This is a genomic window from Wolbachia endosymbiont (group A) of Cephus spinipes (genome assembly GCF_964026895.1).
Classification (GTDB): Bacteria; Pseudomonadota; Alphaproteobacteria; order Rickettsiales; family Anaplasmataceae; genus Wolbachia; species Wolbachia pipientis.
Genome location: NZ_OZ034713.1, coordinates 494749 through 521386 on the forward strand (window position 1 = coordinate 494749; position 26638 = coordinate 521386).

Here is a 26638-nt window from a genome sequence, read left to right on the forward strand (position 1 = left end):
TAAAATATGAGAGATGGAGGTATAATATGCCAAGTAGTGGAAAATTTAAAGTGAGGGTAGCCAAAATAATTAGGGAAACAACCAGTAGCAAGTTTGATAGTCTTAATACTAAAATGGATGAAGTAGACATTATTGAACTTACAGCACGTAGCTTTGATATAGAAGTTTGGGTAACGTTATGATAGTAATTTATATAATTCTATGTGCAATCTTCATAGCCATTTTAGATAGTTCACTAGATTCTTAATTAGGGGATATGTCTAACTTAGAAAAGGTTTTCATAAATGTTAAAGTGAATAAGTAGGAGTATTATGTTTTTTCTTTGAGTTGTGAAATTTCAGAATGAGAGAGACCAGTAATTTGAGCTATAACATCTATAGAAACACCGGCCTTGAGCGAGTTTTTTGCTACTTCAATTTTACCTTCAATTTTACCTTTTTGATGGCCGATTTGGATGCCTTCATGTTTAGCATCATCAAGTTTTTGTTCCAAGATAGCAGCTTCTTTCTGTAAATCCATTACCCTTTCTTCATAAGCTAATAGGTCCTTCTCATTCCAATGGAACTTATCTAATTCATCATATGCTAGCTTTATTATTGGTGATTTTTCTGCTATTTTTCTTAAATCTTCATCAGTTGTTTCTTCTGCATATTTAAAGAAAAATAGCCAACGATCTACTACATTTTCTAGCTGCTCTTCTCTACTTTTGGGAAACTTTGGTAACTCAATGAAGATAAATTGAAAATCTTTTAAGTCATGCTCATTAGTTTTTTCATCTCTTATGGTATGGCTAGATATATAATCAAGCTTATCAGGAAATAAATTACAATTAGAAATAGCAATAAAGAAAACCTTCTTTAAATCAATGTACTTACCACCTTTATCAGCCTGCCTTGAGTAAGCCTTAGCAGCATATAATTGAGCCCGTTTTTCAAAGCCTTTATCACGAGCGAGCTGCATTTCCGCAATATACCTATTTCCGAGAGAATCCTTACAGAGGACATCAACGATGCTTTGTTTATCAGAAGCAATCTCAGGATTCATAATGGTGCTGAGGAACTCAACATCCTGAATAGCATTGACTCCAGTAAAGCCTAAGATATCATTCAAAAAATGGATAAGGATATTCTTATTTTTTTCAGTACCGAAGATTTTCTTAAATGTTAAATCTAATTTTGGATCGAGAAACTTCGAAAGAGCCATGACAAATTAACCTAAAAAGCATTAATAATTATACACAATTGTGAAGAAATGTTCAACCTTTTTGATTTATGTTAACCTGTATAATATTTATTTCTGTATGGCAAAGCATACTACTACTATCTCTCTAAGATACCAAATAGCACAAAAAGTAAGGAGCTGGAGGTTAAAGCGAGGTTATACTCAAAAAGATTTAGCGGGAAAAATTGGCGTAACGTATCAAGTAGTACTACAATATGAAAAAGGAACACGTAAAATTTCGATTGAGAAATTGTATGCTATAGCAGAAGTGTTATCGGTTGGCATCATAGATCTTATTCCTGTATCAAATGAAAAAATTTGCCTTAAAAACGAAGAAGAAGAGATACTAAATCTAGTAAGAGAATATAAAAAGATTAACGGTCAGGAGTTACGTAGGATGTTTTGTTTACTAACCAAATTTGTCCAAATTAGCGAGAAAAGTAGTAAAAAAGCAGAGAAGGTGAAAATTGCAAAGGGTATGGTTAAAGCAGGAATTTCTGTTGATATTGTTTCACAAGCAATTGGCCTCTCTGCTAATGAGTGTGTTGAAGAAAAAACAGGTTCTATATACTACCAAATAGGAAAAAAGATAAAAGAATGGAGGGCAGTACGGGAATATACTCAGAAGGATTTAGCAGAGAAAATGGTTACAACACGTGATGAAATAAGTAACTATGAGCAAGGAAGGGTTGCTGTTCCACTTATATGAAATGGCAGAGGCGTTATCGATTAATATTGTAGATCTACTTGAGCTAACAGAAGATGCAGATGATAAAGTGGTACCTGATTTAATAAAAGAATACAAAAAGATTGAAAGCCAAGTAATGCACTAATAAAATCTATGTTTGAAGGCATACGGATTTGTGAGGAGAAAATTAGAGAAGAAGAAAGAATCAAAATTGCAAAAGATTTAGTAAAAGAAGGAATTTCTATTGATATTATTTTGCAAACAACAGGCCTCTCTTTAGGCGAAATTCAACAAGTTTAAAATAAATATCTATTAATATCTTTACTTCTTGATGAAAAAATAAGTAAAAAAGATTGAGAAATTGATTTGACTTCACTCAAAAGTTATGGCTCTATGCCAATGCTGATAAAAAACAGCAGTAAATATTTAAAAAAAGTTTGTTGTTAGTGAAAGGTAAATTATATGAATAAAAGTAAAGAAGAAATCGAATTCAGAATATTAGAAAGCAAAGGCAAAGCACTACTTGATCGTGAAATAATGGAAACGTTTCTAAGTGCAGTACATGAAAGGCCACAAGCTCAAGAAATTGCTAAAAATCTGGTGAATACCTATGCAGGAGTAGGAAGGATTTTAGGTCGAGAAATGGACGACCTGAAAGTTATAGAAGGAGTAACTGATTCTGCAGTAGCAATGATTATATGCGTTAAAGAAACACTAGAAAGGGTACTGAGAGAAAAGCTTAAGAGTAAGCCAATAATGGACTTACAAGGGCTAGTAGAATACTTGAACGTAAGTATAGGTCATGCAGAGAGGGAATGTGTAAAAATACTGTACTTGAATAAAAGGCGCCAACTAATCGGAGAAGAATCCTATATTGGTGAAATGGAAAAAGCACCAGTGTACATAAAGGAAATTATAAGAAAAGCATTAATAAAGAATGCAACATTAGTAATAATGTCACACAACCATCCTGGGGGACGCTTAGAACCATCAGAAGAAGATCAAGAAGTAACGAAGAGCTTAGCAGCAGCATGTAGTACTGTAAGCGTTAGATTATTTGACCATATTATCATCACAAGTGGAGGCTATTTTAGTTTTAGAGAAAGTGGATTGTTATAGCAGAAAGTATTTGCAAATCTACTCATTATAATTTATACTGAGTAATAGAATGTATAAACTAAGATTTATATACTTAAAAAGTATTTTTAATATGGGGGTTATATGACTAGTAAAGACAAGTTATTGAAGAAAATATTTGGTGCTCTTGAAGGCGTTGATATAAAGCAGTCTAAGTTTGTGAGCAAAATTAATAATCAGAAGGAGATAAAACCGGAAGATACAATGCCTTTCCCTAGCAGAAACGTTCACGAAAACAAAATCAACTATGGAAAAGGACTTGACTACATATATGGCACAAAACCTTTGAGTAATCAAGCAGATTATCCAGAAGGGTTGAATCCATTTGCTTCAGCTTTGCAAAAAATAAAGCCAAGTGCAGAAAAGTTGAGCTGGCTTAAAAGTGCTGTGGTAAGAGCAAAAAGTCCAAATGAACTGCACAAGGTTGTAGACGAAGCACTAGCTGCTGGAGCAAGGCTAAATGCATGTAATGATGGGGAATGGAGTTTCGCAGAGTATGTAGTATTAGGTACACATTTTCATAAATTTGATAAGGTTGATCGTAAAAAGGTAATACGTAAATTAATGTTAAGCGGTGCAGAGTTTCATGATACTCTACTACAGAATAAACTGATAGGTGAAATCTATAATGAGCTACAACCAGAAGTTCAGCCACAGATAGATGAGAGACTAGAAGAACTAGAGAAAGCTGGCGAAAGTGCTGTTCAAGAAGGAGAATTAATAGATATCGAGATAGACAATACAACATCGTATATAGAGTTCTCTGAAAATAGTAAGATAGAAGTAGCCAAAATATTAGAAGCAAACAGAAAGTTAGGAAGTAATATTTTAAAAATTGGTAATGATGCAGTTGAGGTTAAAAGCGAGAAGGGAGGTACAAGAAATTACGTTGATGTATCAGGTGGAGGCTCTATTGTATTAGAATTTCCTACGAGCACTGGTAAGCTTAATATCATATTGTGCCATGATGTAAAAAAATATGATCAAGTACAAGTCAGAGTAGAAAACAAGGAAATGTGGGCTGAGTTACAAAAAAGAGGCGAAGAAATAGGAAAAAACTGTCTCTTTGGAGGAGTGAAACTTAAAGAAGCGGTAGAAAGAGGTAGTTTCACTAGATGTGGCATATGGAGTGAAAAGCAGAAGGAAGTAAGTGAAAAATTGTTTTCATGGGCAGACAAAGTACGTGAAAATAGTAAAGAAACTTGTAGGGCACTTTAATTTAAAGGTTCCAGAGTCTGGCTATTATATCTGGAGCCTTTGAGCTATAATAGAAAATATTATATGCATGGTTGTTTTCGTGGAAAAAAGTCTAGACTGTGAAGTAGGGGAAAAAGTAAAAAATTGGAGGTTAGAGAGAGGTTATACTCAGAAGGATTTAGCTGAGAAAATTGGTGTAAAGTATTGGGTGATACTGCAATATGAGAAAGGGAACCGTGGAATTTCAATCGAAAGGTTGTACGCTATAGCAGAAGCATTGTCAGTAAGTATTACCGATCTCATTCCTGAATCAAAGGAGAAAATCCGCCTTAAAAATGAGGAAGGAGAAATATTAAATCTAGTAAGAGAATATAAAAAGATTAATGATCAGGAGTTACGTAGAATGTTTTGTTTGCTAACCAAATTTGTCCAAGTTAGTGAGAAAAGTAGTAGAAAATCGGAAAAAATAAAAATTGCAAAGGGTTTGGTTAAAGCAGGAGTTTCTGTTGATATTGTTGCAAAAACAATTGGTCTGCCTGCTGATGAATGTATTGAAGAAAAAGTTGGTTCTATATACTGCCAAATAGGAAAAAAGATAAAAGAATGGAGGCTAGTGAGAGAGTATACTCAAAAGGATTTAGCAGAGAAAATGAGTACAACCCGTCACGAAATAAGCAACTATGAACAAGGAAGGACTGCTGTTCCACTTGATAAATTATATGAAATGGCAGAAGCATTATCGATTAATATTACGGATCTACTAATAGAGGAAGGGAGTAAAGTAAAAAATGAGCTACCTGATTTGATTAAAGAATACAAAGAAATTGAGAGCCAAGAATTACGTAATGCACTAATAAAATCTTTGTTTGAAGGCATACGGATTTGTGAAGAAAAAGTAAGAAAAGCGGAAAGAATCAAAGTTGCAAAGAATTTAGTAAAAGGGGGAATTTCTATTGATATTATTTTGCAAATAGTTGGTTTATCCGCTGATCAAATTGCATGAAAATTTATTTTTAAGTAAGGTATATATGTTTGTTTTTGTAAGAGATGTTAGTTCTATACACTACAAAATAGGGCAAAAAATAGAAGATTGTAGATTAATGCAAAGGTGTACTCAAGCAGAGTTAGCAAGTAAAATCGAATTAGCATATAAAGAAGTAACCAATTATGAAAATGGGTATATTCCTATTCCGATTGAAGTACTATATGTAATAGCAAGAGTACTGTCAGTTAATGTTGTAGATCTATTACCTAAACCAATAACAGTAAGAGAGTATGAAGATGAAGACGAAGAAATATTCTATCTAACGAAAATATATGAGAATCAAAAGTTAGGCAAAATAGTACCTTCATTAGTCAGGTTTGTTCATATTAGCGAGAAAATCAATCAAGAGGAGGCAAGATTAGAAGTAGCAAAAAATCTAGTTAAAGAAGGAGTTTCAGTTGACATAATTTCCCAAGCAACCGGCTTATCTATTTACGAGTATGATAATACAGAGAAAGAAGTCTGCACTGATTCTATATATTACAGAATAGGGCAAAGAATAAGAGAATGGAGGTTGATAAGAAGATATACTCAAAAAGATTTGGCGGATAAAGTTGGTTTAACACTCAAGGAAATACACGAATATGAAAGAGGGTATACTGCTATAACATTTGATAAATTATATAAAATATCAGATGCATTATCAGTGAATATTAAAGTTCTGCTACCTAAAACAAATGAAGATAGTGAACTACTTAATTTACTAAGAAAAACTAAAGAGCAAGAATTAGTGAAGAAATTTTTATCTAGGGATATGAAGAATAGCAAAGAGAAAGTTAAAAAAACAGAAAAGATCAAGGTTGCGAAAAATCTAGTGAAGGCAGGCATTGCTATTGATATTATTGTGCGAGCAAGTGGCCTAACTGCTGATGAGTGTGAAAATTGAATTGTGTTAAATAATATATAAGATATAAGTAAAAATAGTTATATATTTAATATTTCTATACAGAATTTTTCTATCACTTTCTTATTGTCCTCTATCATTGCATTTGCCTCCTCCTGCAGAGATTTGATATTTTTTGATGTAATATTATCCATGTCAGGTGATGCTATTTTTAATTGCGATTGTATTCGTATATATTTATCACCTATAACTTGATCCAACTGATAATTTACTGCATCTAAACTTGAAGCAAACATCACATGTAGTAGTGGCTTGATCCATCCTATTTTTCCAAATCTCCTTGAATTAGCTATGCTTCTATCTGTTCTACCAGTACCTAGTGATAACAGTATAATCTCATCATTTGGAAACAATTTCTTACCACTTGCATATGCGCAAGCCGCTGGATTATTGGCAAAAACCCCTCCATCCACTAATACCATTTCCTTTTGGTTGACTTTTAAATATTTAGGTGCAAAGTAAGTAGGTGCTGCAGTTGCTGCTCTTAATACATCCCTTAATTTAATAAAATTCCTATCCTCTTTCCAGCTTTTGAAGAAAAATGGGCAGTTATTGTGAATATCGTAACTCGTAATCAACACATTACTTAAAGTGTTTTTAAAGACATCATCGCCAAAATATTTATGAAGTACATACTCAATATTTTTATGTGGGTATTGTGTACAGTTAAACCAAGATAATATTGATCGCCTGAAGAATGAAGATTTAAAAATATATGACCCGTATTCTTGGTAAAACTCAACTAAATCATTGGCTGAATATTGAGGGTTTCCTTGTTTATCTTTTTTACATAATCCTGCTATAACAATTCCACCGGTTGAGGTTCCTGCCATTAAGTGAAAGATTTCAGCTACTCTCTTTCTTGTTCTTTTTTCTATTTCTGCTAGAATAATGGCAGGAATGATTCCTCTAATTCCACCTCCATCAACGGATAAAATATATTTAATCATTATGAATTTAGGTAAGGGTATTAAGATTTAATTTTTCCGCTTAGAACGTGTAATTTAAACTCATCCAATTCCTCAGAAAGATTTTTCACCCTTTCCTCAAGTACTAATACTTTTTCCATTAAACCATATTCAATAAGTTTATCGTGAAATTGTACCCTTGAGTCTAGCTTGGATAACCACCATATCAATGCTACGGTTTGGATTAATATGGTAATAATTACTGTAATTGGGATTTTTTTTAGCATATTTTTTACTGGTTATAAAATAATTGCAAATTACTGATAAAAGAAGAAATATGTTCAGTTTCTATATTTTGCTGTGGTAGTCACTATTTGAATTCGTATTGCTCTTCTGCAGATCCTTATGACTCCAATATATCTTTGATATTATTTGCTATTTTTGAGCGAGCCTTCTGCATTGGAAAGTAGTTTTATTACTTCTCTGTATTGCTTGTTTTTATCTTTATTACGTTCTTCTGATATTACAGCCATGCTTCTAGGTGTTCTTCCATCTTTAGCTACAGCACTAGGATCTGCTCCTTTGTCTAATAAAAATTTAACAATTTCCAAACGTCCTTGATCTGCAGCATAATGCAGCGGTGTCCATCCCTCATACCCCACAGAAGCGCCTATATCAGCTCCTTTTTGCACTAGAAAATCCACAACTTCTAAACAACCTGCCTCTGAAGCATAATGTAATGCTGTTAATTTAGGAACCTGCACATTAACATCTAATAGATTTTCTACCAAAAGTTTTACAACCTCTAAGTTACAATTTTCAGAAGCAATTTGTAGTACTGTTTTATAATTACTCACAGCTTTACTCTTTGTATAACAACATGTAACAACAACACATATAACTGTTATCATCAGCCATAGAAAATTTATCTTATTCTTTATGTTCTTACTTATTTTGTTCATGTCTAACATTTTTTTAGAATTAAATAATCATTTGCTTAAGTTTCATTTAAATAGCTTTGCTCACTTTTGCCTCTACTATAGTTTGATATCCTCTATTATTCAGAATATGTTCTGCCCTGCTGATTACCCATTCACCTTCAATTTCCTGACAAAATCCTGAAAGGCTGATCTTAGCTTCTGCAAATAATTCTGGATTACCAGGAACAGTTACATTTAAACTTGATATACTACGCTTTAGTTGTTTTAACTTCGCTGCTGCTGCACTAATTGCTGATTCTGCGGTAGAGTAAAGCGTTTGCATGGTATAACTTGGATCATCATTTCCCACTTTCTCTTCTATAGTTTCTCCCTTCTCATAACTGTGCCATTTTGCAATAACAGATCCATATTTGTTACGCACATTAAAATTTACCTCCCAATTTATAATATCTTTAGGTGTAAGTACTGTTGTGCCTAACATCTTTCCAGTCGCTGATCTTGCTTCTCCCTTCGGAATAAAAATTATATATCCTCCTGCTGGTTTTACTAGTGCATCATATTTTTTGCCTAATCCTTCCAAAAAACTCATGTCGCTTTCATCTGCTTGAATGGTATGTGGTATAAATATATTTTCAAATCTTTCAGCGACTTTACCTTCATACCCATGTTCTTGTGCTATTTCTTTAATCAAATCTCCCAAGGTAATGTCTTTCCATTCCTTTGATTTTCTTTCCTTTAATGATCCTCTTAAACTTGCAGCGTCACATTTTATTCTTAAAGTTTGTGGTGGACTTTGTATTGTAATTTGATTTGCCTTATATACCCCCATAGGTAATAAACCTGTTTCTTTATATCCTAGAAAAACCTGTAAATTACCCTTAAGTTCTAAAGCGCTAGAGCTATAATTAATACATATCTCAGCTTCGTCACTTGTAGTACCTGATCCATCAGTGACACGTAGTAATATTAAACTCTTTTTTAAAACCTCTGTTACTGGGTTATTTTTTGCTACTATATCAAAGTCTGGTGTCATTCATCTAAAATGTTTATAACAGATTCTTTCGGTATTTTTTGAATTTTAGGAAGCTTAATTCTTAATCCAGCGGGCAAAAAACTTCCATGTTCTGCAAGACCTGGATTTTCAAGCAATACTTCCTCTACTGCTCCACTACTGTATCCATAATGTTTCCAGCAAATTTCATCTAACATTTCGTTTTCTTTCGTGTAATAATAAATCACTTACTGTAACTTTTTAACTTCAAAATAAACTCAACTTTTCTCGGTTTTCCATCAGGAAAAAATAATATCTGTTTTTCTTCTACATTAGTAATGACAAAATTCCCAAGTATACTTCCTGAATTATCAACCAGAACGTGCGGTTCTTGAGTATCACGTATATTTTTTAGCTGTTCTAAGCCATTACTCTGATAACGTGGATAAATCACTCCTGTCAGATCAATACATTCAATTCCTGAGCCAATGTTTTGTAGCAACGTTTTTTCAATACATTCAATTGTATACCACCTTTTTTCTTTACTGTATCTTAGGCTTATTGGTTCAAGCTTACATTTTCCAAGCAACATCAATGTAACTCTTCAACTATATCAAAAAGTGCCCCACGTGCTTGTTCTCTAAATCGTTCTATTACTGAATCAGCAACACTGCGCACATCTTCAGATTTAATGTTGATATTAAACGTTTGATAGAATGCTTGGTTATATACTTTCGATTCGCTATTTTCACATCTACTTTTCTTGAATGCTTTCTCAACTTCTTCTTGTTCTATAGCTCTTTTTTCTTCTATAACACCTTTAACTTTAAAACTCTCAAAATTGCCTTTACTATTTTCTGAAAATTGTTTGATAGCACTATTACTTGTCAATGGGTTTCCGTTACTGAAAATGCTATTTTTAGAAAGCCTATTAACAACATTTCCATTATTTTCAAATTTTCTAATCGGACTATTCTCAGCAAATATGCTACTAACTTTATTTCCTATCCATGAAAAAGTTTCTCCTATGGGTTTAATGAGTGATTTCCACAAGCTAGAGAAAAAGTCTTTCACCTTTTGCCAGTTAGCTATAACAAGAGCTGCACCAGTAACAAGTCCAGCAACTAAAAGTCCTATAGGGTTAGCGAGTGTTATTGCTCTTAGTCCTGTTACTACTGCAGGAAAAACTGTAGCTGATAAAAATGAAAATACTCCAAGTAGGTTTGCTTTCAGACTAAAAATCGTACTTCCTAGCAATGTAAATCCGTATCCTAGTCCTACTGCTACAATTTTTAAACTTATCAAGGCTGCTACAGTACCCATGATCGCCGTGGTTAAAGTTGGATATTTTTCTGCAAACTCTGCTATATATCTAGTTTTTTCTTGTAAAAATTCAGCTATAGATTTTAAAGTAGGCAACATCACTGAGCCCAGGTTCATACCAACTTCAGCTATTGCATTTCGAAGAAGTCGTAATTTATTAGCTGTAGTGTCTGCACGATTTTTGAATTCTTCTTGTAGAGAGCTCTTGTACTTTTCTGTATTAGCCAATAACTTTATTGCATCCTCATACTTATTAAAACTTCCAGCTAATAATGCAATATCATCTTGATATTCCTGACCGAAAAGTTTCATAAGGATTGTAGAACGTTCCTGGTTATCCATTTTCTTTAGAGTTTGAAAAAAATAGAGTAATGCTTCTTCGCCGTTTTCGCTTATTCTTTGTACTATTTCTTCTGCAGTTATTCCCATTTGCTCTAATGCTGCTTTAAAATCCCCTCCTTGTTCTTCAGCAGTCTGAAGTTTACTAAGTAGAGCATTTATAGCAGTTGCAGCTTTTGCTGGTTGTTTACCTAAACTAACGAAGGCATTTACTAAACTACTTGTTTCCTTGATGTCAAGACCAAATTGTTTTGCAGTACCACCAACTATTGCTAGAGCTTCAACCATATCTTTTGCTTTGGCAGCAGTGTTATCTGATAAGTGATTGATTACATTACCAACGTATTCCATTTTACTAACATCAATTCCATAAACGTTAGAGAGTTTAGCTATAGAATCACCTGCTTGCTCTGCAGACATATCAAATGCTGTAGACATTTTTGCCACTGTTTCTGTAAACATAAAAAGATCTTCTTTCTTGATACCAAGTTGACCACCACTTGCAGCTATTTGTGCCAGTTCTGCGGCTGATAATGGTATAGTACGTGACATCTCTTTTAACTTCTTTGCAAATTTAGTTGCTTCATCCGTCCCTTTTTTAAAATCTACCACTTTTGTAACATCAGCCATAGCACTTTCAAAGTCAATTGCAACTTTAACTGGAGCTGCAAGCGTTAGCCCTAGCCCAATAGTCTCTATAATTTGTGACTTAAAATGTGCTTTGCTTGCTAAAAAACTTTGGTGACTACGTATTACAGACCCAAGCTTACCATACTTACCTTTTAGCACTTCAATAGAAGAACCAAGTTTATATTGATCACTTACTAATGACTTAATATTTCTTCCACTTTTTCTTACTTCTTCATTAAATGAATGCAAAGCATCTCTCTTTTTCAAATATGCTTCTTTTGCTTTTATTGCAGAGGTTTTGGCCTTGTCAAATTCTGCTTTTAAAGTTTTGCTCGGTTTCTCTATTGCCTTCATTTGTTTAGCTAAAGATTTTACTTGATCTTCAAAGCCTTTCCATGACCTCTTGCTAGTCAAAACATCATGACCTAACTGCTTAAACTTTGATACTGATTTTAAAGATGAGTCAAGCTTTCTTATATTCTCACCAAGATGAGTAAGTTGACTGCTACTTCCTTTTATTACAGTACTGAAACTGCCATCTAAAACTGCTCCGATTTTTATAGATAATGTTGACATTGTACCTTCCTCGCTGCTTTATGCCATAAGATAAATTCATTAATCTCCATATCAAGTATTTGTTCAACCCCGCCTCCTACAACAGAGCTGAACATTAATACTTCTAATCTCAAGTTTTTTGGATAATCGGTGAAAAAAAATCCTTTAATACCTCTTGAATTTTCACATAATCAGCAATATCTAACTCTTCAATTGCTTCTTTTGCAACTGATGTCAAATTGGCAGTCAAAGTTACTTCTTTACTAAGGTCACTACCATTTAAGCGTTCAATTGCAAGATAGTCTCTAACTTTTGGACGTCTAACAGTAAGTTCTGAGACAGAAATTCCATCAACTGTTATTGGGTTATTAAGTGTTATAGCTTGCATGTTCCTCCTTAAAAAGTTAATTAAATAAAAGTCTATATCGGCTTTTACATAACTAATTTCTTTGTATGGTGCTATAAATAGGATTAGCTTTGATAAGAATCTTTTCTGTGTTCAATTGAAGTAATAACTACTGTATGTTCTGGTACATCTATATAATAAAGTATACCTCACCCGTAGACTACGTTGTCCACTTAAGTTATGCTTTAATGGCTTTCCAAGTCCAATTGGATCAACTGTTAGACGCTCCATTATTGCCTTCTTAATCATTAACTTTACTTTTGCTGGAAGAGCCGGAATGTCTTTCTTTATAACAGATTCTGAATAGTCTATATTGTAAGGCTTAATCCCAGAAGGCATCTTGATGTTTAACCCTCTTTTCTTTATAGCGTTCGTCAGCAATCTTAGATAATTCCATATCTTCAATTTCTTCTTCCATTAATTCAGTTAATAACTTTAAAACGGACTTGTCTTGAGATTGTGCTACACTAACAAGTAAACCAGTTAGCTGCTCTATGGAATTTGTATGAGCTTTAGAATCCATATTAACTATATACCTACAACTTCTTATATTTTAACATTTTTATGTAATTTTGTCAACCATATTAGATCCCTAGAATCGTTTGTAGCAAGGCCATTTGATCAACGCCATTTATCTTTCTAATCATATTTTCAGCATCGATTTCTATCAGCTCATTACCGCCTATAGTAAGTTTATAGTAATGGGCAGCTACAGTACATTTCAGCGTTGCTTTCTCAGCAGGTTTCCAGTTACCAAAATCAAATTCTTTAAAAATGCCTCTTAAATTGATTATTACTGCTCCAATATCATTACTTCCACTACCTTGCATTCCACCTCTGAGCGTCAAAGATACCGAATTTCCATTTATCAACCCAAATAGCCGAAAGAGCTCTGTATCGTATTCAGCAAAAGTGAAATCTGCTTCAAGCTTTTCCATGCCCATGTCAATATTTATTGGAATATCCATACCACCAGCACGGTACTCTTCTGTTTTTATGGTAAGCTTTGGTAGCGTAATTTCATCTATTTTTCCTGCATAACCACGACCATCTACAAATACGTTAAAATTTCTCAGTATTTTGGGTAACACTTCGCTTTCTCCTAACTTATTACACTATTATTTACAAGATGGGATCTGAATATTATTTGCTCAGCTGGATATGGCGGTGTAAACTCAAAATCAAAAGACACTTTTCCGCTTGCAATATTTGCCGGTGTATTGAGTTCGGGAGTTGCATAACATTTTCCACTGATAATTGCTCCTTGCGCTTTTAAACTTGCAAGGTAAGAATTCACCCCCTCAATCACATCATCTATATAAGTTTTTGTGATATTGCGATCAACTGCCCAGAGATGAGCTCGAAGTAAACTATCGTTAATTAAATCTGCAGTGCGCCTTACTGATAGAAAAGCCCATTTCGAATCGTTTGAACATGTTCTATTTCCCCAAAGCCTATAGCCATTTTGATGAATTATCGTTGTTACTTCATTTTCATTTAAATGGTTTGCTCTACAATTTGTATTACCGAGCGTAAAATCAATAGGCCTGCTTGTTCCAACAATACCATTTATCTCTTTATTTGAAGGTGAGTGCAAAAATCCTTGTTCGCTATCTACTTTTGCTATTAAACCAGCTACAAATGGGCTTGCTGGCAAGGTTCCTTCTTTTCCTTCAATAAATACCTTAACCCAAGGGTCAACTACGTAAACTCTTGAGCTGCGTACACTTTTTCTCCATTTTATTGCTTCTTCATCATTAGTATTTGGTCCATCTGCAACAATAATTGCTCTTAATTTTTCTGCTATGGAAATTAAAGCACTCACTACTGGATTTACTCCATCTATTTCGGGTAACTGATGAGTAAACTGAGGTGCAATTAATATTCTTGGAGCAATATGAACTATGCTTTCACTACTGAGGAATGCCTCTATCCCTTGATACTCTCCAGTCTCTTTATCAACACCGCCAATTATATTTTGGATAGTTTCACTTTCTTTGAGCTTTGAATCGCTGTTTTCACTTTCTTTAACTCGAATAACTACTACTGTTGCACCAATCTGGGAAAATATTCCATTTATTGCAGAAGGTAAACTGCCACTCTTTCCGAGCTTTGCTGCTTCCTTTAAGCTTCCTGCAACTAACACTGGTTTATTTAGCGGAAACTTTTGCTCATCAGCTTCAGGTGCAGTACCAATTACACCTATCACTGATGATTTAGCTGTACGTACTGTCTTTGCTCCTGAGGTTACCTCAATAACATTTACTCCGTGTAAAAATTCTTCAGCCATTTCTTTGTATCTTTTGTTTAAAATCGTTTAGTAAGTTCTCTAGCTCATTTTTACTTTTGGCTTCTGCAATTTTCTTCTTGGTAATGTCTTCCAACTCTTCACATTTAATTATTTCTTTTACTGCTTTTTTTGCTTTTTCTTCAATTATTCTTGCCATTTCAATAACTGTAATACCACGGACTTTTGCTAATGGTTCTATAATTTCTGTATCCTTTTTACTTATAGACTCTGGTGCTGCTAGAATGCTTTTTGCGGCTTTTTCTTGTATTTGATACGATTTAGCTTTTTGGTGAGAATTTCCAGCGTATTCGTTAGTATAGTTATTAAAATAAAAACGAAGTGCAGAAAGTTTCGCATTTTCCAATAACTCCAGCTCAATATCTTCCTTATTCCTTTCAACAATTTTCTCTCCTTCTGTTAAACAATAACTTTTTTGCCAGTCAAAATTCTTTGGTGCTTCATACCAATCATTTCCAGTTGGCTTGTTTTCAAGTGTTGTTGTTTCAATCTGCTTGTGGTTTTCAAAACGTATATAAATAGTCACAAATTCCTCCTCATTGCCATATTTGATCAGTTCGTTCTAACCCTGGACATTGCCAACCCCTGAGCGTCCTTTCCACATCTACCTCAAGCCCTGTGGTGAGAAAATTGCTACGTATGTTATAAATCCCCCACTGAATAAATTGACCATAGTTGTGTACATAATTTGATGCAAGCATACCTTGACTAACTTGTGTTCTGGAATACAGATAAGATGATGTGTAAAGTAATATTGCAACTGTTTTTCCTGCTGGAATCTCCACATTACCAGATCCGGCTAACTTGCTATCAGAACTCGTGTATTGGTAAACATTTTTCCATACTATTTTTGAAATACTTGATTTATTAGAATTAGTGTTATCAGGAGTTCCCACAAATAATCCTGCTCCCCCATACTCCGTACTAGAATAAGATGATCCAACAAATTCCATTGTCTTATTTATGTTCACATTGGTTGTATTTTTTACAAATACTACTCCAAGTGCAGCATACGGATAATAGTATATCTCATCATAACTACCAGAAAAACTTTTTGTGCATAACTCTCCGTAAATAAATGTTCCTTTACTTCCCTCTATAAAACTTAGTTGTCTTGGCCGATAAAAACTAACGTAATCTGTATTGTACGTATGGCTACCTGCTAGTAGTTGTAACATATAGTCAGTTTTTGTTATATCACTACTCCACTTTCCAAGCTCTGTCGTAAAAGTTCCGTGGCCAAAATAATTATTTTTTCTGCCAAGTACACCAAATAAGAAAGGTAATGACCCTGGTTCAACCATGTTGCGCTTTCTTATTTCATTTATAAGAGACACTTTTAACTGTTCATCCCGAGTTTTTACCTCATTTATCAGGGATGTTTTTAATTGGTTATCACGAGTTTCTATTTCCCCAATAATTGATGAGCCAGATGGTACATTATTAACAGTACGAAAATCTTCTACTAAACCTTTAAGACCATCTTTATGACTATTACTAATGCTATTTATTGCTGCAATATTGGCATTCTTTCTCGTATCAAGTAGCGATAAATTTGTTGTTCCTTTTTCATCAATTCTCTTTAATAACTGCTTCTCTGATTCAGAGATCACTGCTAAAGAACTAGCTTTTTTATTATCCAGATCAGTTAAGTGTTTTTTTGCACTATCAAGAAGTTCTTTTAGCTTACCATCAGTCATCTGTACAATTTCAGAAACTGCACTTTTGTCGACTATTGATTCCAATGCTTTAGCAAGATATGCTAATTGATCTGGTGTACTGTTTGCTGCTAAATCCTTAAGCCTCTTTTGTAGTGCATCAATTATCTCTTTTACCTCAGTCATCTGCACAATGTCAGCAATAGCTTTTTTATCTGCTATCAATTCCAGCGATTTTGCAAGATATGCCAGTTGATCAGGGGTAGCATTTACAGATAGATCTTTCAGTCTCTGATGTAATGCATAAACTACTTCTTTGGCGATAGTCATCTGTTATTACTCCAAAAATTCAAAAAATTCTCAAAATTCAGTCGTTCAAATGCTTTTTGAAGATCGTTGTATTTACTTTCCCTCTCACTCATATCTTCATCTATTTTTTCTACCGCTTTGCGAATACGTACCACATCTTGCACAGCAATATTCTCTGGATGTGGTAAAGGATATCCGCGCCTCGTTTCATTATTTGGCATTTTTTTACGTTATAACAATCCGCAAGTTTTTTACCTTTGGCCGATAGACAACCGTTCCACTTAAAACCAATTTTATCCTTGTCTCATTAGCATTAAAGTTTGTCAGTACATGAGTTCTCTCCACCCAGTTTTCTCCAATTGGTTTTCCTGATGTTAAATTTACTAATTGCCAATCCACGTTTTTTTGTACATATGCTTTAACATCTGCAGTGCCAGGTATCAGCGCATCATATGTTATGGTAATCTTAGTGTTAGCTCCTGCTGTAATGCTCCTAGTTACATAATCTCCTTTTTCCCCTATATTACCCATAACTAGCTGTAACCCAGGATATAGCACTGGACTTTTTTCTCGCCCTCCTTTTAGGCTTGCTTTTACCGTTAATTCCCCATTTATTCTTTCACGCAGTGCGAGCGGTAAGTTATCAGACAAAAAGTTTTCTCTTCCCTCTTCATCTGTTAAGATAAATTCTACATTGGTATCAAATGCTACTTTTTCGACGTTCGTCAAAACAATTAAATCTGAAGTATTGTTTGCAGTAACTTTACCAAGATCAATAATGTGAGAATTTTCAGTAAACTTCGCTGCTAAAAGCCTAAAAGTTAGATCTAAATTTTGATGTGGTGTCCAAGTACTTGCGTTGCTAGATGAAAGTAATACTCCTACTTGATATGGCTGACTTGTTACCCAACGGCTATTTACTGCATCATATTTGCCAAGCTCTGCTATTTTTACTGCAGTATCTGCATCATCAGTGAGTAGAACTATTGCATACTCTTGTCCTGCATGGCAAAACACTGGTAACCAAGTAATACGTGTTGCTGTGCCATCTATCTTTATATCTTTTGGCTCAATATAGCTTTCAGCAATGACAGTCTGCGAGGGCATTCCCACTGCTGTTTCTCTAATCTGCACAACAACACGTTTTTTGCCTTTATTTATAAACCATAACTCTAGACCTCCTATGTGCCTACTCTCATTTAAAGTAAATGTTTGCGCTAAAGGATCAATTCTTCTTGCTGCGATAACTCTTCTTCTTTCTTCTATGGTAATTGTTTTTTTACCAGTATAAGTTGCTTCTCCATAGCTTCCTTTATCACCATAAAACTGTACTAATTTAGTACCTGCTGGAATATTTGCCGGTATCTTCACCTTTCCCTTTAATTTTCCTTGGTTGTTAGCTGTTAGCATATTTTTCACCTCTTATGCCATAGGCTGAATGACAACACCATCGAACTTTATCTCCTTAAGCTTCTCACTTGGCTCAAAACCTTCAATTTCAAAATTCTGTACTGCTTCTCTCATAAATTCAGTTTCGTATGAAGTACTTGACAGCAGCTCTGTCGTTTCTTTAACATTAAATACTCTTGTTACTGGACTTTTCCAATTCGTGGTAACCTCTGTCCAGTGGTCAATGTTTTTATTTAGAGTAATTTGCGCCGGGACTGGATCAAAAGCTTGATACGGGTTAATCTTTTCTCCTTTAGTCTGTAAAAGCTGCTCCAGTACCGGTTCAAGTTTATAAGGTATAAGATAAGGTTCTTTACCTCTTTCAACATCAATAATTTCCACATCTATAGGTAAAATTAATTCTTTGTTTACTATTGCTGCAGACTGCGAAATTCCTTGATCGCGCATATCATCATCAAAGAATGAATCAACAAATACTCCTTTTTTGGTGGTAGGTTCTCTTGAATTTGCATCACTGCGTAAACGCTCCTGTGCAACAAGAGCATAAAGATCATTTATTCCTTTTTTCATTGCTTCAAGCTCATTCATCGGTACAGCATGAATAGCATTATTCACTGTTTTTACCCCTTCGCCTTTTTTCCACGTCTGATGAATGTAGCAGAGCAAAAGTTGTCCAGAGGGCGCTTTAGGCATCGATGGTCGCCAAGGGTGAGAAATTCCTTTTATTCTCCTTACCACCCCTTTGCTATCGATAGTAATTAAATCAAAGCGGGGCATTTTCCAGGTATAATCTATCAAAACCAAGCTGTTATCAACTGCTCCTTTTACTTTACATCCCTGTTCACTTATATCTTCAGGGCTTACATGAGTGCGACAGCGATAGGTTATTAGGTAACTACTTCCAGGAGCTGGTTCTTTACCTGGTAATGACCAATCAACATTTCCTGCATTTAACTTATAGTCTATACTATTTTCATAAATAACATTGCCTTGTTTAACTTGAATAATCTCAAGTACTGCAGAGTCAAGTATCGGATCAATAGCCCCAGAGTATGAACCATGAGTAACAGTAATGGTTTTTTGAACAGTTATATCTACTTTTTTAATTTCACTTATTGGAAAATCATTAACCTTCAGTTCCATTACTCTTTGGCTATTTGGCTGAAAAGTATGTGGTTCTGATTCAACTGATTTTATATTCGGATCTTCATCAAAAGAAACACGAATACTGTGAGGTAACTCAATTTCATAACCATCAACATGAGCTTTACCCTCATTAATCACAAATATTTCTTTTTTACCTTTTTTTACCCCTTCTTCTCCCTTTTCTTCTTTGTGGAGGAACATCACTTCAAGACCATTTACGACGTAGGAACCATTTGCCTCTTTGTCATAACGAGCAAGAGCGGTAGTTACTATGTTTGCTTGTGGAGGTGGTGAATGTTCTATTAATACTCCATTTTCAATATTGTAAATTGGGTAAAATTCGCCATTTGTAGAGTTAACAGTAACACTTTCTACTTGGTATCCCCAAATGATGGAAACTTTAAGCCTTGCAGCTCCTACTTCCTGATAGTTTCTTGTACCAACTGCAGGATCACAAAGATTTGCGTCCTCAAGTTCTGTAATCGTAGATTCTACGTAATAAACACCTATACGCACTATGGTACTCAGTGGAATAACAAACTCTTTTGCCTCTACCTTTCTCACCGCTCCACGCAGATAGATTTTTCCTCCTTCAAGTGTAACTTTACCAGTTTCTCTATCTATAATACAATTGCTTCCTGTTATAACATCACCATCACGAAATATTGCATCACCTATGCCTTTAAGCTTAGAAAGAGCATACTCCTGAGTCTCATTTAATTCTGCTGACTGTAGACCTCTTCCTGCTAGAAACAAGCTTTTTTCGTATTCTTTGTCAGGATTAAAACGGTTATAATAGGTGTTTAAAGTCATTTTATTCTAAAAGGTTACAACAAATGAAAAAGTTTCCCGAGTTGCAGATGTTCTGATAAGTGGTACGGTGTGTTCTAAAACTAACAAAATCCCAGGATTTTCCACGTCTTTTGGCTCGAAATATCTCTGTCCTTCAGGTAATCCTTCTTTTATTTTAGTACCAACCATAACCCCTAATTCCCGTATAACTTGATTTGCTGCGTCCGTGAAATCGAAAGTAAATTTAAGGTAGAGATTGTTGGTTGGTACAGCGGAAGATTTAAACCTTCCAGAAGGAGTTATAAGTTCGCCGTTTTCATCACCTTTGCAGAAGAGAACTTCGTCTGCAGTACGTCTGCCAAGTTCATTGAGTAGTTTTTGAGAAGTAATAGGCTCCGGTGGTGTGCTTTGAACGTACTCTATAGTAACTGTACTATTCTCTACAATAGAGCTATTTTCTGTGCGCTGAATAACACCAGTACTACTCTCAACTATATAATCAATACTTGGCTGATAAGTTGTTTGTCTGATAAAAATTTTTACGTCTTTAATGGGATGGTGATCAAGCTTGATTTCGCTATCAGCTGCAAAAGTTTTTTCTACTTTATGATTGCTTTCCCAACCTGCATCACCTGTTCCCCAGGCAAGATGTATCGGCTGCTCTTTTATACTTGCTGCTATTGCTGCTCTTCCTGATTGTGTAAGAATTGACACCTGTGATGAGTTTGAAAGGCTTATATAATATATATTCAGGATTTGAAAAATTTTTGTCCAAAAAAAATGAATTTTTGCCTAATTTTTTGTTGCAGTATTATTTAAAAATCGAACTGTATTATTCTCGAAAAAAAACAATAGAATATCAATAGGTTAAAAATTGCATCTGTATTATTTATTTTTGCCCCTGTCCTACAAAGTGGACCTGTAAGTTCTCATCCTTAAAGCATTAATTGTTTTAGGGAAAAGTTATGAAACTAAAAACTGCCATAGTTGTTCAAAATATACGGTATCAAGCTAAGAGATTAAAACTTTTTGAATGCTTTGCTCATGAAACTCATGAAGATCTTGAGCAAGAACTTTTCTGTGAAATTTGGACTTATCTTGATAGATATGATGAAAGTAAAGGTAGCTTTAACACTTTTGTAGCAAGATTAACTGAACGTCGTGCCAATAACTTATTGGAGAAACAACTATGTATGAAGCGCAATATTAATAACTATGTCAATATTGAGAAAACAGAAGCTTTTGAAGATGAAGTAGCGAAACGTACTGATGTAGATTACATGATTTCAACGCTACCAAGAAAGATGCAAAAGATATGCGAACAACTCAAGTACTTTAACTTATATGAAGTTGCTAAGATGAACAACATATCAAGAACTACTTTAAATACTATGATAAGAAAAATACGTATAAAACTCTCTTCCATCTACTACAAGGGAAAAAAGAAAAATTGAACATAAATTCTACCTTTCCTGAATATATAACATATACCATTGAGGTGAATAAATGACTTTTAAAATTTTAAACAATAATGAAAGATTGAAAACAACTACAGGCATAAAAGTAGTAATTTTTGGTCCTTACGGTATTGGTAAAACCAGCCTCTTAAAGACTATAAGTGAACCAACACTATGTCTTGACTTTGAATCAGGTCTGCTTGCTGTTCAAGATTGGCAGGGAGATTCTATTAGTGTTCGTACTTGGAATCAAGCTCGTGATATTGCCTGCCTAATTGGTGGTCCAAACCCTGCACTAAAGTCTGATCAAGCGTATAGCCAAAAACACTATGAGCACGTATCAAGTAAATACAATGAAGAGTTTTCTAAATATCGATGTATTTTCATTGATAGCATTACTGTAGCATCACGTCTTTGTCTCTTATGGGCAAAAATGCAACCGGAAGCTTTTTCTGAGAGAAGTGGAAAGCAAGACATGAGAGCTGCTTACGGAATACTTGCGCAAGAGATGATGGCATGGCTCAATCAGTTTCAGCACATTCCAAATAAAGATATCATTACCGTTGGTACTTTAGGTCAATATTTAGATGACTTCAATCGTCCAACATGGCTACCTCAATGTGAAGGGGCTAAAACTGCTAGTGAGATTCCAGGCATTGTTGATGAAGTAATCAGTATGGTTGGAATCAAGAAAGATGATGGTACAGAGAAACGTTCATTCGTCTGTCAGACTATTAACTCTTGGGGATACCCAGCTAAAGATCGAAGTGGCTGCCTGAATATGGTTGAAGAACCACATTTGGGTAAATTACTTGCGAAAATTAAAGCCAAAACTTTGGCTCCTATTGCTTAATTAAAAATTGGAGAACAATTATTATGGAACAAAGCTTTTTCAATATCGGTCAAAAAATTCCCTTTTTCAGTGTGAAAGAATACTTGAATGATCAATCGCCAATACCAGAAGATATCATCTGCCCTAGAATTTTAACGAAAAGAGGTTTATTGGTACTAGGTGGCCCACCTAAAATCGGCAAAAGTGACTTTTTGATCTCTTGGCTTGTTCACATGGCTGCTGGTAGATCATTTCTTGGTATGACACCAAATAGACCTTTAAAAATTTTCTACATGCAAACTGAAATTGAGTATGAATATATGAAAGAACGGTTGCAACAACTTCAACTGGATAACGAACTTTTGAATGTAGCTGCCAATAACTTAATTATCACGCCAAGAGTGCAATTATCATTTAGTAGTGAAGAAATAGATGAAATTAAAAATGTTGTCAAAGAGCGTTTCAAACCTGATATTATTGCGATTGATCCTCTTCGTAACATTTTTAACTCAAGTGAATATGGCAATGAAAACGACAATAGCGCTATGCTATTCTTTTTGCAAAAAACACTTGAAAGACTGAGAAATGTTATCAATCCAGATTCAGGCATAATACTCACTCACCATACAAAAAAACTCTCTAAAAAAATGCTAGAAGAAGATCCATTTCAAGGCTTAAGCGGTGCTGGTTCTTTGAGGGGATTTTATAGTACTGGTATGGTGATGTTTGCTCATGATGAGGAAAGCACTGTCCGTCAAATAGTATTTGAGCTTCGTAATGGTGAGCGTGTAGCAAATAAGCTTGTTGATAAGATAGATGGTCGTTGGAAGCTTGCAGACCAATGGAGTAACTGATTTTTACTTAATTTATAGGAGACAATATGTTATCAGATTTTTTAACTGATTTTAATACTGCAAAAATACAGAGTAGTTTGATACCCAAAGGTACAATAGTTAAGGTAAAAATGGCAATAAAGCCTGGAGGTTATGAGAATTGGTTCACGAAAAGCTACACTACTGGCAGCATCTATTTAAACGCTGAATTTACTATCACTGAAGGTCCATATGCAAAACGCAAGATTTTTCAGATTATAGGTGTCAAAAGTGGCAAAGCAGAAGGTGAAGAAGACATCTGGGGAGAATCTGGACGTTCTATGCTTAGAAGCATTTTGGAGTCAGCACGAAATATTCATGCACATGACACTTCAGAGAAAGCAGTTACTGCTAGAAAAATCAACTCTATAGCTGATTTTAACGGGTTAGAGTTTACTGCAAAAGTTGGTATTGAAGCCGACAGTAGATACGGGAACAGGAACAGAATTGCTACAGTTGTTACTCCAGAACGGCAGTCTGATCCTCAGAAAGGGGACTGGATACCCTTCTAGCAAGCAAAAGAATTATTTTTTATATTAGAGGACTCTTATGAATAAATTTCAAAAAACACTATTAATTAATAATCTTAAAGAATGTCTATCTTATTTATTGTCTGACAATCATGAAACAGCAGATGATCTTTCTAAGCGAGATGTAGCTAAACTTTTGACTTCAGTTATAAATGATATAAATCTTGCTAAAGATTTACTAAATAAGACCACTAAACAGCGTTGGAGAAGAGAGTATGATACTATTTTGCAGTTAATTGATAAGAAGTCACATGGAGGAGTTCCTTATGCTAAGAACTCGTTTAGTTACCTTTTTGAATATAAATTTGGCCTTAAGGGTTGTCATTCTATTCGCAAACATATTAACACTTTAGCTGCTGCTGGTTATATTAAATTTTATGAGAAAGAAATACCAGAAAGTAAAAGGCGAATCAAAGTTATGAAAGTAGTTGCAAATTTAAAAACGGCAAATCCATACCAACAAAATTCATAAAACGGACGCTGAGCTTAGTCAAACTTCAAATTAATTAAATTATAAACATATTGGAGATTGTATGGATACATATTGTGATTTTAATACAGCAGCTCCACTAAAGAATGGAAATTATAAGCCATTAGAGGAGAAAGAACAGTTAAAAGATCAACTTCTACTAAATATCAGGTCTTGTCTTTCATACCTATTACCAAGAGGAATTTTTCGTGGTGATAAGTTTTATGTAGGCAATATACAAGGTGATAAAGGCAAGAGTCTAGTAGTAGAATTAAGTGGCAATGAAGCTGGCCTATGGCATGATTTTGCAACAGGAGAAGGTGGTGACATTATCGACCTTTGGGCAGAAGTGCATAGAAAAAGTACTAGAACAGAGTTTACTGAAGTAATGGACTCTATAGCTGAATGGCTTGGTCATTTTAAAAAGATCAAAACTGACAAAACTGCAGGTAATCCAACTGCATATTGGGATTATTACGATGAAAACGGCCAAGCTATTGTTAGGGTCTATCGTTATGATGATAATAATGGAAAGCGATATCTTCCTTTTGATATAAAAAAATCTGACTTTGGTGCACCGAAGATAAGGCCACTCTATAATATTCCAGGTATTTTGAAATCCGATAAAGTTATTTTTGTTGAAGGGGAAAAATGTGCAGAAGCGCTGATAGAGAAAGGAATAACTGCAACAACAGCAATGTCTGGAGCAAATGCACCTATTGAGAAGACAGATTGGACTCCACTTAAAGGTAAACACATTATTATATGGCCAGATAATGATGAACCAGGTAAACGATATGCTGAAAATGCTGCAAAAAAGCTTTTAGAGATCGGAGTTGCATCACTTGTTAAGCTTAAGATACCACAAGATAGGCCGAAAGGTTGGGATGCTGCTGATTGTGTAAAGGAGGGTATAAGCATTGAAGAATTTTTAGCTTCAACTCCTTTACTTACTATTGATACCCCATCTACTGACATTCCAAATACTTCAAATATGAAAAGTTTAGAAAGATCTACAAAACAGCCGCTTAACATTTTAGACTGGAGTGTGAGTCGTTATTTAGGTTCAGTACCAATACAAAGGTTTCTTGTTGAAGGTTTATTTCCTTTAGGTGTTACCTCAATAGTAGCTGCTATGGGAGATACAGGTAAAGGTATGCTACTCCTTGACTTGGCACTTAAGGTTGCAAGTGATGCAGATCAGATATGTGGTTTTGGTTCCCTTGTTACAGAGCATGGATCAGTAGTGATTTTTTCAGCAGAAGATGATGCAGGTGAGATACACCGTCGTCTTGATCGTCTTGATCCTGGTAGCAAGAGAGCAGAATATCAAAATCGATTATTTATTATACCTATTCCAAATACGGGAGAGCCCTTTTCTATAGTGAAAAGCAACATGCGTGGTAAATGTCCTGAAACTTCAGATAAATTTGAAGACATCTGTAGACAATTAGATAAAGTAAAAGATCTAAAACTAATAGTATTTGATCCACTAGTATCATTTGTCCATGCTAATATAAACTCAGACCCAGAAATGGGATATTACGCAATGGGGTTACTTGCAAACTTAGCAAATGAAACAGGAGCAGCTGTAATTGTAGCACATCATATGAGAAAACCCAAGTGCAGTGAACCGATTACGACTGTGGAACAGGCAAGAGATGCGATAAGAGGTACAACTGCACTTGTTGATGGAGTTAGGTGTTCTTTTGCATTATGGCCTGCTTCAAAAGAGCATCAGAATACTGTGTTTAATACATTAAAGGTTAGTAAAGTTAATAATGCAGTATACCAAGGAGCTATAGTTAAGTCTAATGGAGCAACAGATAGGAATATAAGAACTTACTTACGCTCCTCAACTGGCTTGCTTGAGGATATATCTGAGGAATTTAAGCTTGGAAAATTATCTGATGAATACTTAAAAAAGATACTGATGCAAGCTATTGCAGTGTCAGCAGAAGAAGGTCATCCGTTTACTCATACAGGTGGACCAGGAGTGTTTCAACAACGGCATAGATTACCAGCTGCATTTCATAGTGTTAGTAGGCATAGACTTGAACGTTTAGCACAGGAACTATTAAACGAAAGAAAAATAGTAAAAGGTATGGCTACAAACTCAAAAGAGGATAAATGGCTTGATATCAAAACTGGTTCTTTTGCCAGAGGAGAAGGTAAGTTTAAGCTAGGTGCAGGAAGGTTTGAAATAGGTAACTTCTAAAAAATATTTAAAGCTCACTTATGAAAGTTTTGTGGGTTCATTTTGTCTCTCTGAAAGTAAGGTTTTAAGAACAAAAAATGAATTCCACACGACCAAATTTCCATGATTTCCGGAAAATTTATCAAGATTTGGAAATTAGAGTATATTCACACTTAAACTATTGAAATTCGTTGATTTTTAGCCATCTAATATAAGAAATATTACGTTTCCATTTCCAAAAAATTTAGCTAATTTGGTAATACTCAAACCCGCTACAGTGGCTGATTTCCACTTTCCGAGAATCTTATATATTATATATATATAAATAATAATAAATGATATAATAATAAACTAATATAAAATACAATAACTA

At 34.6% G+C, this 26638-nt stretch carries 29 protein-coding genes and 1 pseudogene; 12 read left to right on the forward strand and 18 right to left on the reverse strand.

Going from position 1 to position 26638, the window contains the following annotated elements:
• Positions 1-26: 26 nt before the first annotated feature.
• Positions 27-182, forward strand: coding sequence for a hypothetical protein (locus AAGD59_RS02305; RefSeq protein ID WP_265027959.1), 156 nt, complete (start codon positions 27-29; stop codon positions 180-182).
• Between the two features lie 127 nt (positions 183-309).
• Here AAGD59_RS02305 and AAGD59_RS02310 read toward each other — a convergent pair whose 3' ends face one another.
• Positions 310-1203: an Rpn family recombination-promoting nuclease/putative transposase gene (locus AAGD59_RS02310; RefSeq protein ID WP_265027960.1), complete on the reverse strand. Its 894-nt coding sequence runs from the start codon at positions 1201-1203 to the stop codon at positions 310-312.
• A 97-nt stretch (positions 1204-1300) separates the two neighbouring features.
• On the opposite strand from AAGD59_RS02310, the pseudogene AAGD59_RS02315 reads away from it, so the two are divergent.
• From AAGD59_RS02315 to AAGD59_RS02335, 5 genes and pseudogenes are all read left to right on the forward strand, one after another.
• Positions 1301-2209, forward strand: a pseudogene (locus tag AAGD59_RS02315) (helix-turn-helix domain-containing protein).
• Between the two features lie 162 nt (positions 2210-2371).
• Complete coding sequence (locus tag AAGD59_RS02320; protein ID WP_265027961.1) at positions 2372-3028, forward strand: RadC family protein; 657 nt, start codon at positions 2372-2374, stop codon at positions 3026-3028.
• Between the two features lie 102 nt (positions 3029-3130).
• The gene (locus AAGD59_RS02325) at positions 3131-4264 is read left to right on the forward strand and encodes a hypothetical protein (protein WP_265027962.1); all 1134 of its coding nucleotides are present in this window, start codon (positions 3131-3133) and stop codon (positions 4262-4264) included.
• A gap of 67 nt (positions 4265-4331) precedes the next feature.
• Complete coding sequence (locus AAGD59_RS02330) at positions 4332-5246, forward strand: helix-turn-helix domain-containing protein (RefSeq protein ID WP_265027963.1); 915 nt, start codon at positions 4332-4334, stop codon at positions 5244-5246.
• 25 nt (positions 5247-5271) lie between these two features.
• Positions 5272-6174, forward strand: a complete 903-nt coding sequence (locus AAGD59_RS02335) for a helix-turn-helix domain-containing protein (protein WP_265027964.1) — start codon at positions 5272-5274, stop codon at positions 6172-6174.
• Between the two features lie 38 nt (positions 6175-6212).
• On the opposite strand, the gene AAGD59_RS02340 is transcribed toward AAGD59_RS02335, so the two are convergent.
• The 17 genes from AAGD59_RS02340 to AAGD59_RS02420 all read right to left on the reverse strand — a co-directional run bounded on the left by AAGD59_RS02340 (position 6213) and on the right by AAGD59_RS02420 (position 20622).
• Entirely contained in the window at positions 6213-7142 is a 930-nt protein-coding gene (locus AAGD59_RS02340) for a patatin-like phospholipase family protein (RefSeq protein ID WP_265027965.1), read from the reverse strand.
• Between the two features lie 20 nt (positions 7143-7162).
• Complete coding sequence (locus AAGD59_RS02345; RefSeq protein ID WP_151807986.1) at positions 7163-7387, reverse strand: hypothetical protein; 225 nt, start codon at positions 7385-7387, stop codon at positions 7163-7165.
• A gap of 141 nt (positions 7388-7528) precedes the next feature.
• Positions 7529-7957, reverse strand: coding sequence for an ankyrin repeat domain-containing protein (locus AAGD59_RS02350; RefSeq protein WP_320157620.1), 429 nt, complete (start codon positions 7955-7957; stop codon positions 7529-7531).
• 151 nt (positions 7958-8108) lie between these two features.
• Complete coding sequence (locus AAGD59_RS02355) at positions 8109-9074, reverse strand: phage late control D family protein (protein WP_265027967.1); 966 nt, start codon at positions 9072-9074, stop codon at positions 8109-8111.
• Entirely contained in the window at positions 9071-9280 is a 210-nt protein-coding gene (locus AAGD59_RS02360) for a tail protein X (protein ID WP_406833161.1), read from the reverse strand. The genes AAGD59_RS02355 and AAGD59_RS02360 overlap by 4 nt, the downstream gene beginning before the upstream one ends.
• A complete protein-coding gene (locus AAGD59_RS02365; RefSeq protein ID WP_265027968.1) occupies positions 9277-9624 on the reverse strand; it encodes a phage tail protein in 348 nt (115 codons plus the stop codon). The genes AAGD59_RS02360 and AAGD59_RS02365 overlap by 4 nt, the downstream gene beginning before the upstream one ends.
• On the reverse strand, positions 9624-11900 hold the full coding sequence (locus AAGD59_RS02370; protein WP_265027969.1) for a phage tail tape measure protein: 2277 nt from the start codon (positions 11898-11900) through the stop codon (positions 9624-9626). The genes AAGD59_RS02365 and AAGD59_RS02370 overlap by 1 nt, the downstream gene beginning before the upstream one ends.
• Before the next feature lie 109 nt (positions 11901-12009).
• A complete protein-coding gene (locus tag AAGD59_RS02375; RefSeq protein ID WP_010405430.1) occupies positions 12010-12267 on the reverse strand; it encodes a phage tail assembly protein in 258 nt (85 codons plus the stop codon).
• Positions 12268-12607: 340 nt separating this feature from the next.
• Positions 12608-12808: a hypothetical protein gene (locus AAGD59_RS02380; RefSeq protein WP_007303020.1), complete on the reverse strand. Its 201-nt coding sequence runs from the start codon at positions 12806-12808 to the stop codon at positions 12608-12610.
• A gap of 61 nt (positions 12809-12869) precedes the next feature.
• Positions 12870-13376 carry a phage major tail tube protein gene (locus AAGD59_RS02385; protein ID WP_253303050.1) on the reverse strand — a complete coding sequence of 169 codons (507 nt, stop codon included), beginning with the start codon at positions 13374-13376 and terminating at the stop codon, positions 12870-12872.
• Between the two features lie 11 nt (positions 13377-13387).
• Positions 13388-14575, reverse strand: coding sequence for a phage tail sheath subtilisin-like domain-containing protein (locus AAGD59_RS02390; RefSeq protein WP_265027970.1), 1188 nt, complete (start codon positions 14573-14575; stop codon positions 13388-13390).
• A complete protein-coding gene (locus AAGD59_RS02395; RefSeq protein WP_264685697.1) occupies positions 14568-15119 on the reverse strand; it encodes a hypothetical protein in 552 nt (183 codons plus the stop codon). Before AAGD59_RS02395 ends, AAGD59_RS02390 begins: the two co-directional genes overlap by 8 nt.
• A 10-nt stretch (positions 15120-15129) precedes the next feature.
• Complete coding sequence (locus AAGD59_RS02400) at positions 15130-16581, reverse strand: hypothetical protein (RefSeq protein WP_265027971.1); 1452 nt, start codon at positions 16579-16581, stop codon at positions 15130-15132.
• Positions 16578-16781 (reverse strand): hypothetical protein, encoded by a 204-nt coding sequence (locus tag AAGD59_RS02405; RefSeq protein ID WP_149168981.1) that lies wholly within the window; start codon positions 16779-16781, stop codon positions 16578-16580. The genes AAGD59_RS02400 and AAGD59_RS02405 overlap by 4 nt, the downstream gene beginning before the upstream one ends.
• Positions 16782-16785: 4 nt before the next feature.
• Positions 16786-17970, reverse strand: coding sequence for a hypothetical protein (locus AAGD59_RS02410; protein ID WP_265027972.1), 1185 nt, complete (start codon positions 17968-17970; stop codon positions 16786-16788).
• Between the two features lie 12 nt (positions 17971-17982).
• Entirely contained in the window at positions 17983-19929 is a 1947-nt protein-coding gene (locus tag AAGD59_RS02415; protein WP_341812948.1) for a DUF4815 domain-containing protein, read from the reverse strand.
• A gap of 6 nt (positions 19930-19935) precedes the next feature.
• Complete coding sequence (locus AAGD59_RS02420) at positions 19936-20622, reverse strand: hypothetical protein (RefSeq protein ID WP_264686082.1); 687 nt, start codon at positions 20620-20622, stop codon at positions 19936-19938.
• A 251-nt stretch (positions 20623-20873) separates the two neighbouring features.
• On the opposite strand from AAGD59_RS02420, the gene AAGD59_RS02425 reads away from it, so the two are divergent.
• The 6 genes from AAGD59_RS02425 (at position 20874) to AAGD59_RS02450 (ending at position 26286) form a co-directional block, all read left to right on the forward strand.
• Positions 20874-21362, forward strand: coding sequence for a sigma-70 family RNA polymerase sigma factor (locus AAGD59_RS02425; protein ID WP_265027974.1), 489 nt, complete (start codon positions 20874-20876; stop codon positions 21360-21362).
• A gap of 52 nt (positions 21363-21414) precedes the next feature.
• Complete coding sequence (locus tag AAGD59_RS02430) at positions 21415-22218, forward strand: ATP-binding protein (protein ID WP_265027975.1); 804 nt, start codon at positions 21415-21417, stop codon at positions 22216-22218.
• A gap of 23 nt (positions 22219-22241) precedes the next feature.
• Positions 22242-23051, forward strand: a complete 810-nt coding sequence (locus AAGD59_RS02435) for a helicase RepA family protein (RefSeq protein WP_265027976.1) — start codon at positions 22242-22244, stop codon at positions 23049-23051.
• Between the two features lie 26 nt (positions 23052-23077).
• The gene (locus AAGD59_RS02440) at positions 23078-23581 is read left to right on the forward strand and encodes a hypothetical protein (RefSeq protein ID WP_265027977.1); all 504 of its coding nucleotides are present in this window, start codon (positions 23078-23080) and stop codon (positions 23579-23581) included.
• Positions 23582-23618: 37 nt separating this feature from the next.
• Positions 23619-24071: a hypothetical protein gene (locus tag AAGD59_RS02445; RefSeq protein WP_265027978.1), complete on the forward strand. Its 453-nt coding sequence runs from the start codon at positions 23619-23621 to the stop codon at positions 24069-24071.
• A 61-nt stretch (positions 24072-24132) separates the two neighbouring features.
• A complete protein-coding gene (locus tag AAGD59_RS02450) occupies positions 24133-26286 on the forward strand; it encodes an AAA family ATPase (RefSeq protein WP_265027979.1) in 2154 nt (717 codons plus the stop codon).
• Positions 26287-26638: the final 352 nt, after the last annotated feature.

Bases quoted from the DNA above. Each gene is read 5' to 3' on its own strand.
- AAGD59_RS02305 (WP_265027959.1), top strand. From the start codon at position 27: ATGCCAAGTAGTGGAAAATTTAAAGTGAGGGTAGCCAAAATAATTAGG.
- AAGD59_RS02310 (WP_265027960.1), bottom strand. From the start codon at position 1,203: ATGGCTCTTTCGAAGTTTCTCGATCCAAAATTAGATTTAACATTTAAG.
- AAGD59_RS02320 (WP_265027961.1), top strand. From the start codon at position 2,372: ATGAATAAAAGTAAAGAAGAAATCGAATTCAGAATATTAGAAAGCAAA.
- AAGD59_RS02325 (WP_265027962.1), top strand. From the start codon at position 3,131: ATGACTAGTAAAGACAAGTTATTGAAGAAAATATTTGGTGCTCTTGAA.
- AAGD59_RS02330 (WP_265027963.1), top strand. From the start codon at position 4,332: ATGGTTGTTTTCGTGGAAAAAAGTCTAGACTGTGAAGTAGGGGAAAAA.
- AAGD59_RS02335 (WP_265027964.1), top strand. From the start codon at position 5,272: ATGTTTGTTTTTGTAAGAGATGTTAGTTCTATACACTACAAAATAGGG.
- AAGD59_RS02340 (WP_265027965.1), bottom strand. From the start codon at position 7,142: ATGATTAAATATATTTTATCCGTTGATGGAGGTGGAATTAGAGGAATC.
- AAGD59_RS02345 (WP_151807986.1), bottom strand. From the start codon at position 7,387: ATGCTAAAAAAAATCCCAATTACAGTAATTATTACCATATTAATCCAA.
- AAGD59_RS02355 (WP_265027967.1), bottom strand. From the start codon at position 9,074: ATGACACCAGACTTTGATATAGTAGCAAAAAATAACCCAGTAACAGAG.
- AAGD59_RS02365 (WP_265027968.1), bottom strand. From the start codon at position 9,624: ATGTTGCTTGGAAAATGTAAGCTTGAACCAATAAGCCTAAGATACAGT.
- AAGD59_RS02370 (WP_265027969.1), bottom strand. From the start codon at position 11,900: ATGTCAACATTATCTATAAAAATCGGAGCAGTTTTAGATGGCAGTTTC.
- AAGD59_RS02375 (WP_010405430.1), bottom strand. From the start codon at position 12,267: ATGCAAGCTATAACACTTAATAACCCAATAACAGTTGATGGAATTTCT.
- AAGD59_RS02380 (WP_007303020.1), bottom strand. From the start codon at position 12,808: ATGGATTCTAAAGCTCATACAAATTCCATAGAGCAGCTAACTGGTTTA.
- AAGD59_RS02390 (WP_265027970.1), bottom strand. From the start codon at position 14,575: ATGGCTGAAGAATTTTTACACGGAGTAAATGTTATTGAGGTAACCTCA.
- AAGD59_RS02400 (WP_265027971.1), bottom strand. From the start codon at position 16,581: ATGACTATCGCCAAAGAAGTAGTTTATGCATTACATCAGAGACTGAAA.
- AAGD59_RS02405 (WP_149168981.1), bottom strand. From the start codon at position 16,781: ATGCCAAATAATGAAACGAGGCGCGGATATCCTTTACCACATCCAGAG.
- AAGD59_RS02410 (WP_265027972.1), bottom strand. From the start codon at position 17,970: ATGCTAACAGCTAACAACCAAGGAAAATTAAAGGGAAAGGTGAAGATA.
- AAGD59_RS02415 (WP_341812948.1), bottom strand. From the start codon at position 19,929: ATGACTTTAAACACCTATTATAACCGTTTTAATCCTGACAAAGAATAC.
- AAGD59_RS02425 (WP_265027974.1), top strand. From the start codon at position 20,874: ATGAAACTAAAAACTGCCATAGTTGTTCAAAATATACGGTATCAAGCT.
- AAGD59_RS02430 (WP_265027975.1), top strand. From the start codon at position 21,415: ATGACTTTTAAAATTTTAAACAATAATGAAAGATTGAAAACAACTACA.
- AAGD59_RS02435 (WP_265027976.1), top strand. From the start codon at position 22,242: ATGGAACAAAGCTTTTTCAATATCGGTCAAAAAATTCCCTTTTTCAGT.
- AAGD59_RS02440 (WP_265027977.1), top strand. From the start codon at position 23,078: ATGTTATCAGATTTTTTAACTGATTTTAATACTGCAAAAATACAGAGT.
- AAGD59_RS02445 (WP_265027978.1), top strand. From the start codon at position 23,619: ATGAATAAATTTCAAAAAACACTATTAATTAATAATCTTAAAGAATGT.
- AAGD59_RS02450 (WP_265027979.1), top strand. From the start codon at position 24,133: ATGGATACATATTGTGATTTTAATACAGCAGCTCCACTAAAGAATGGA.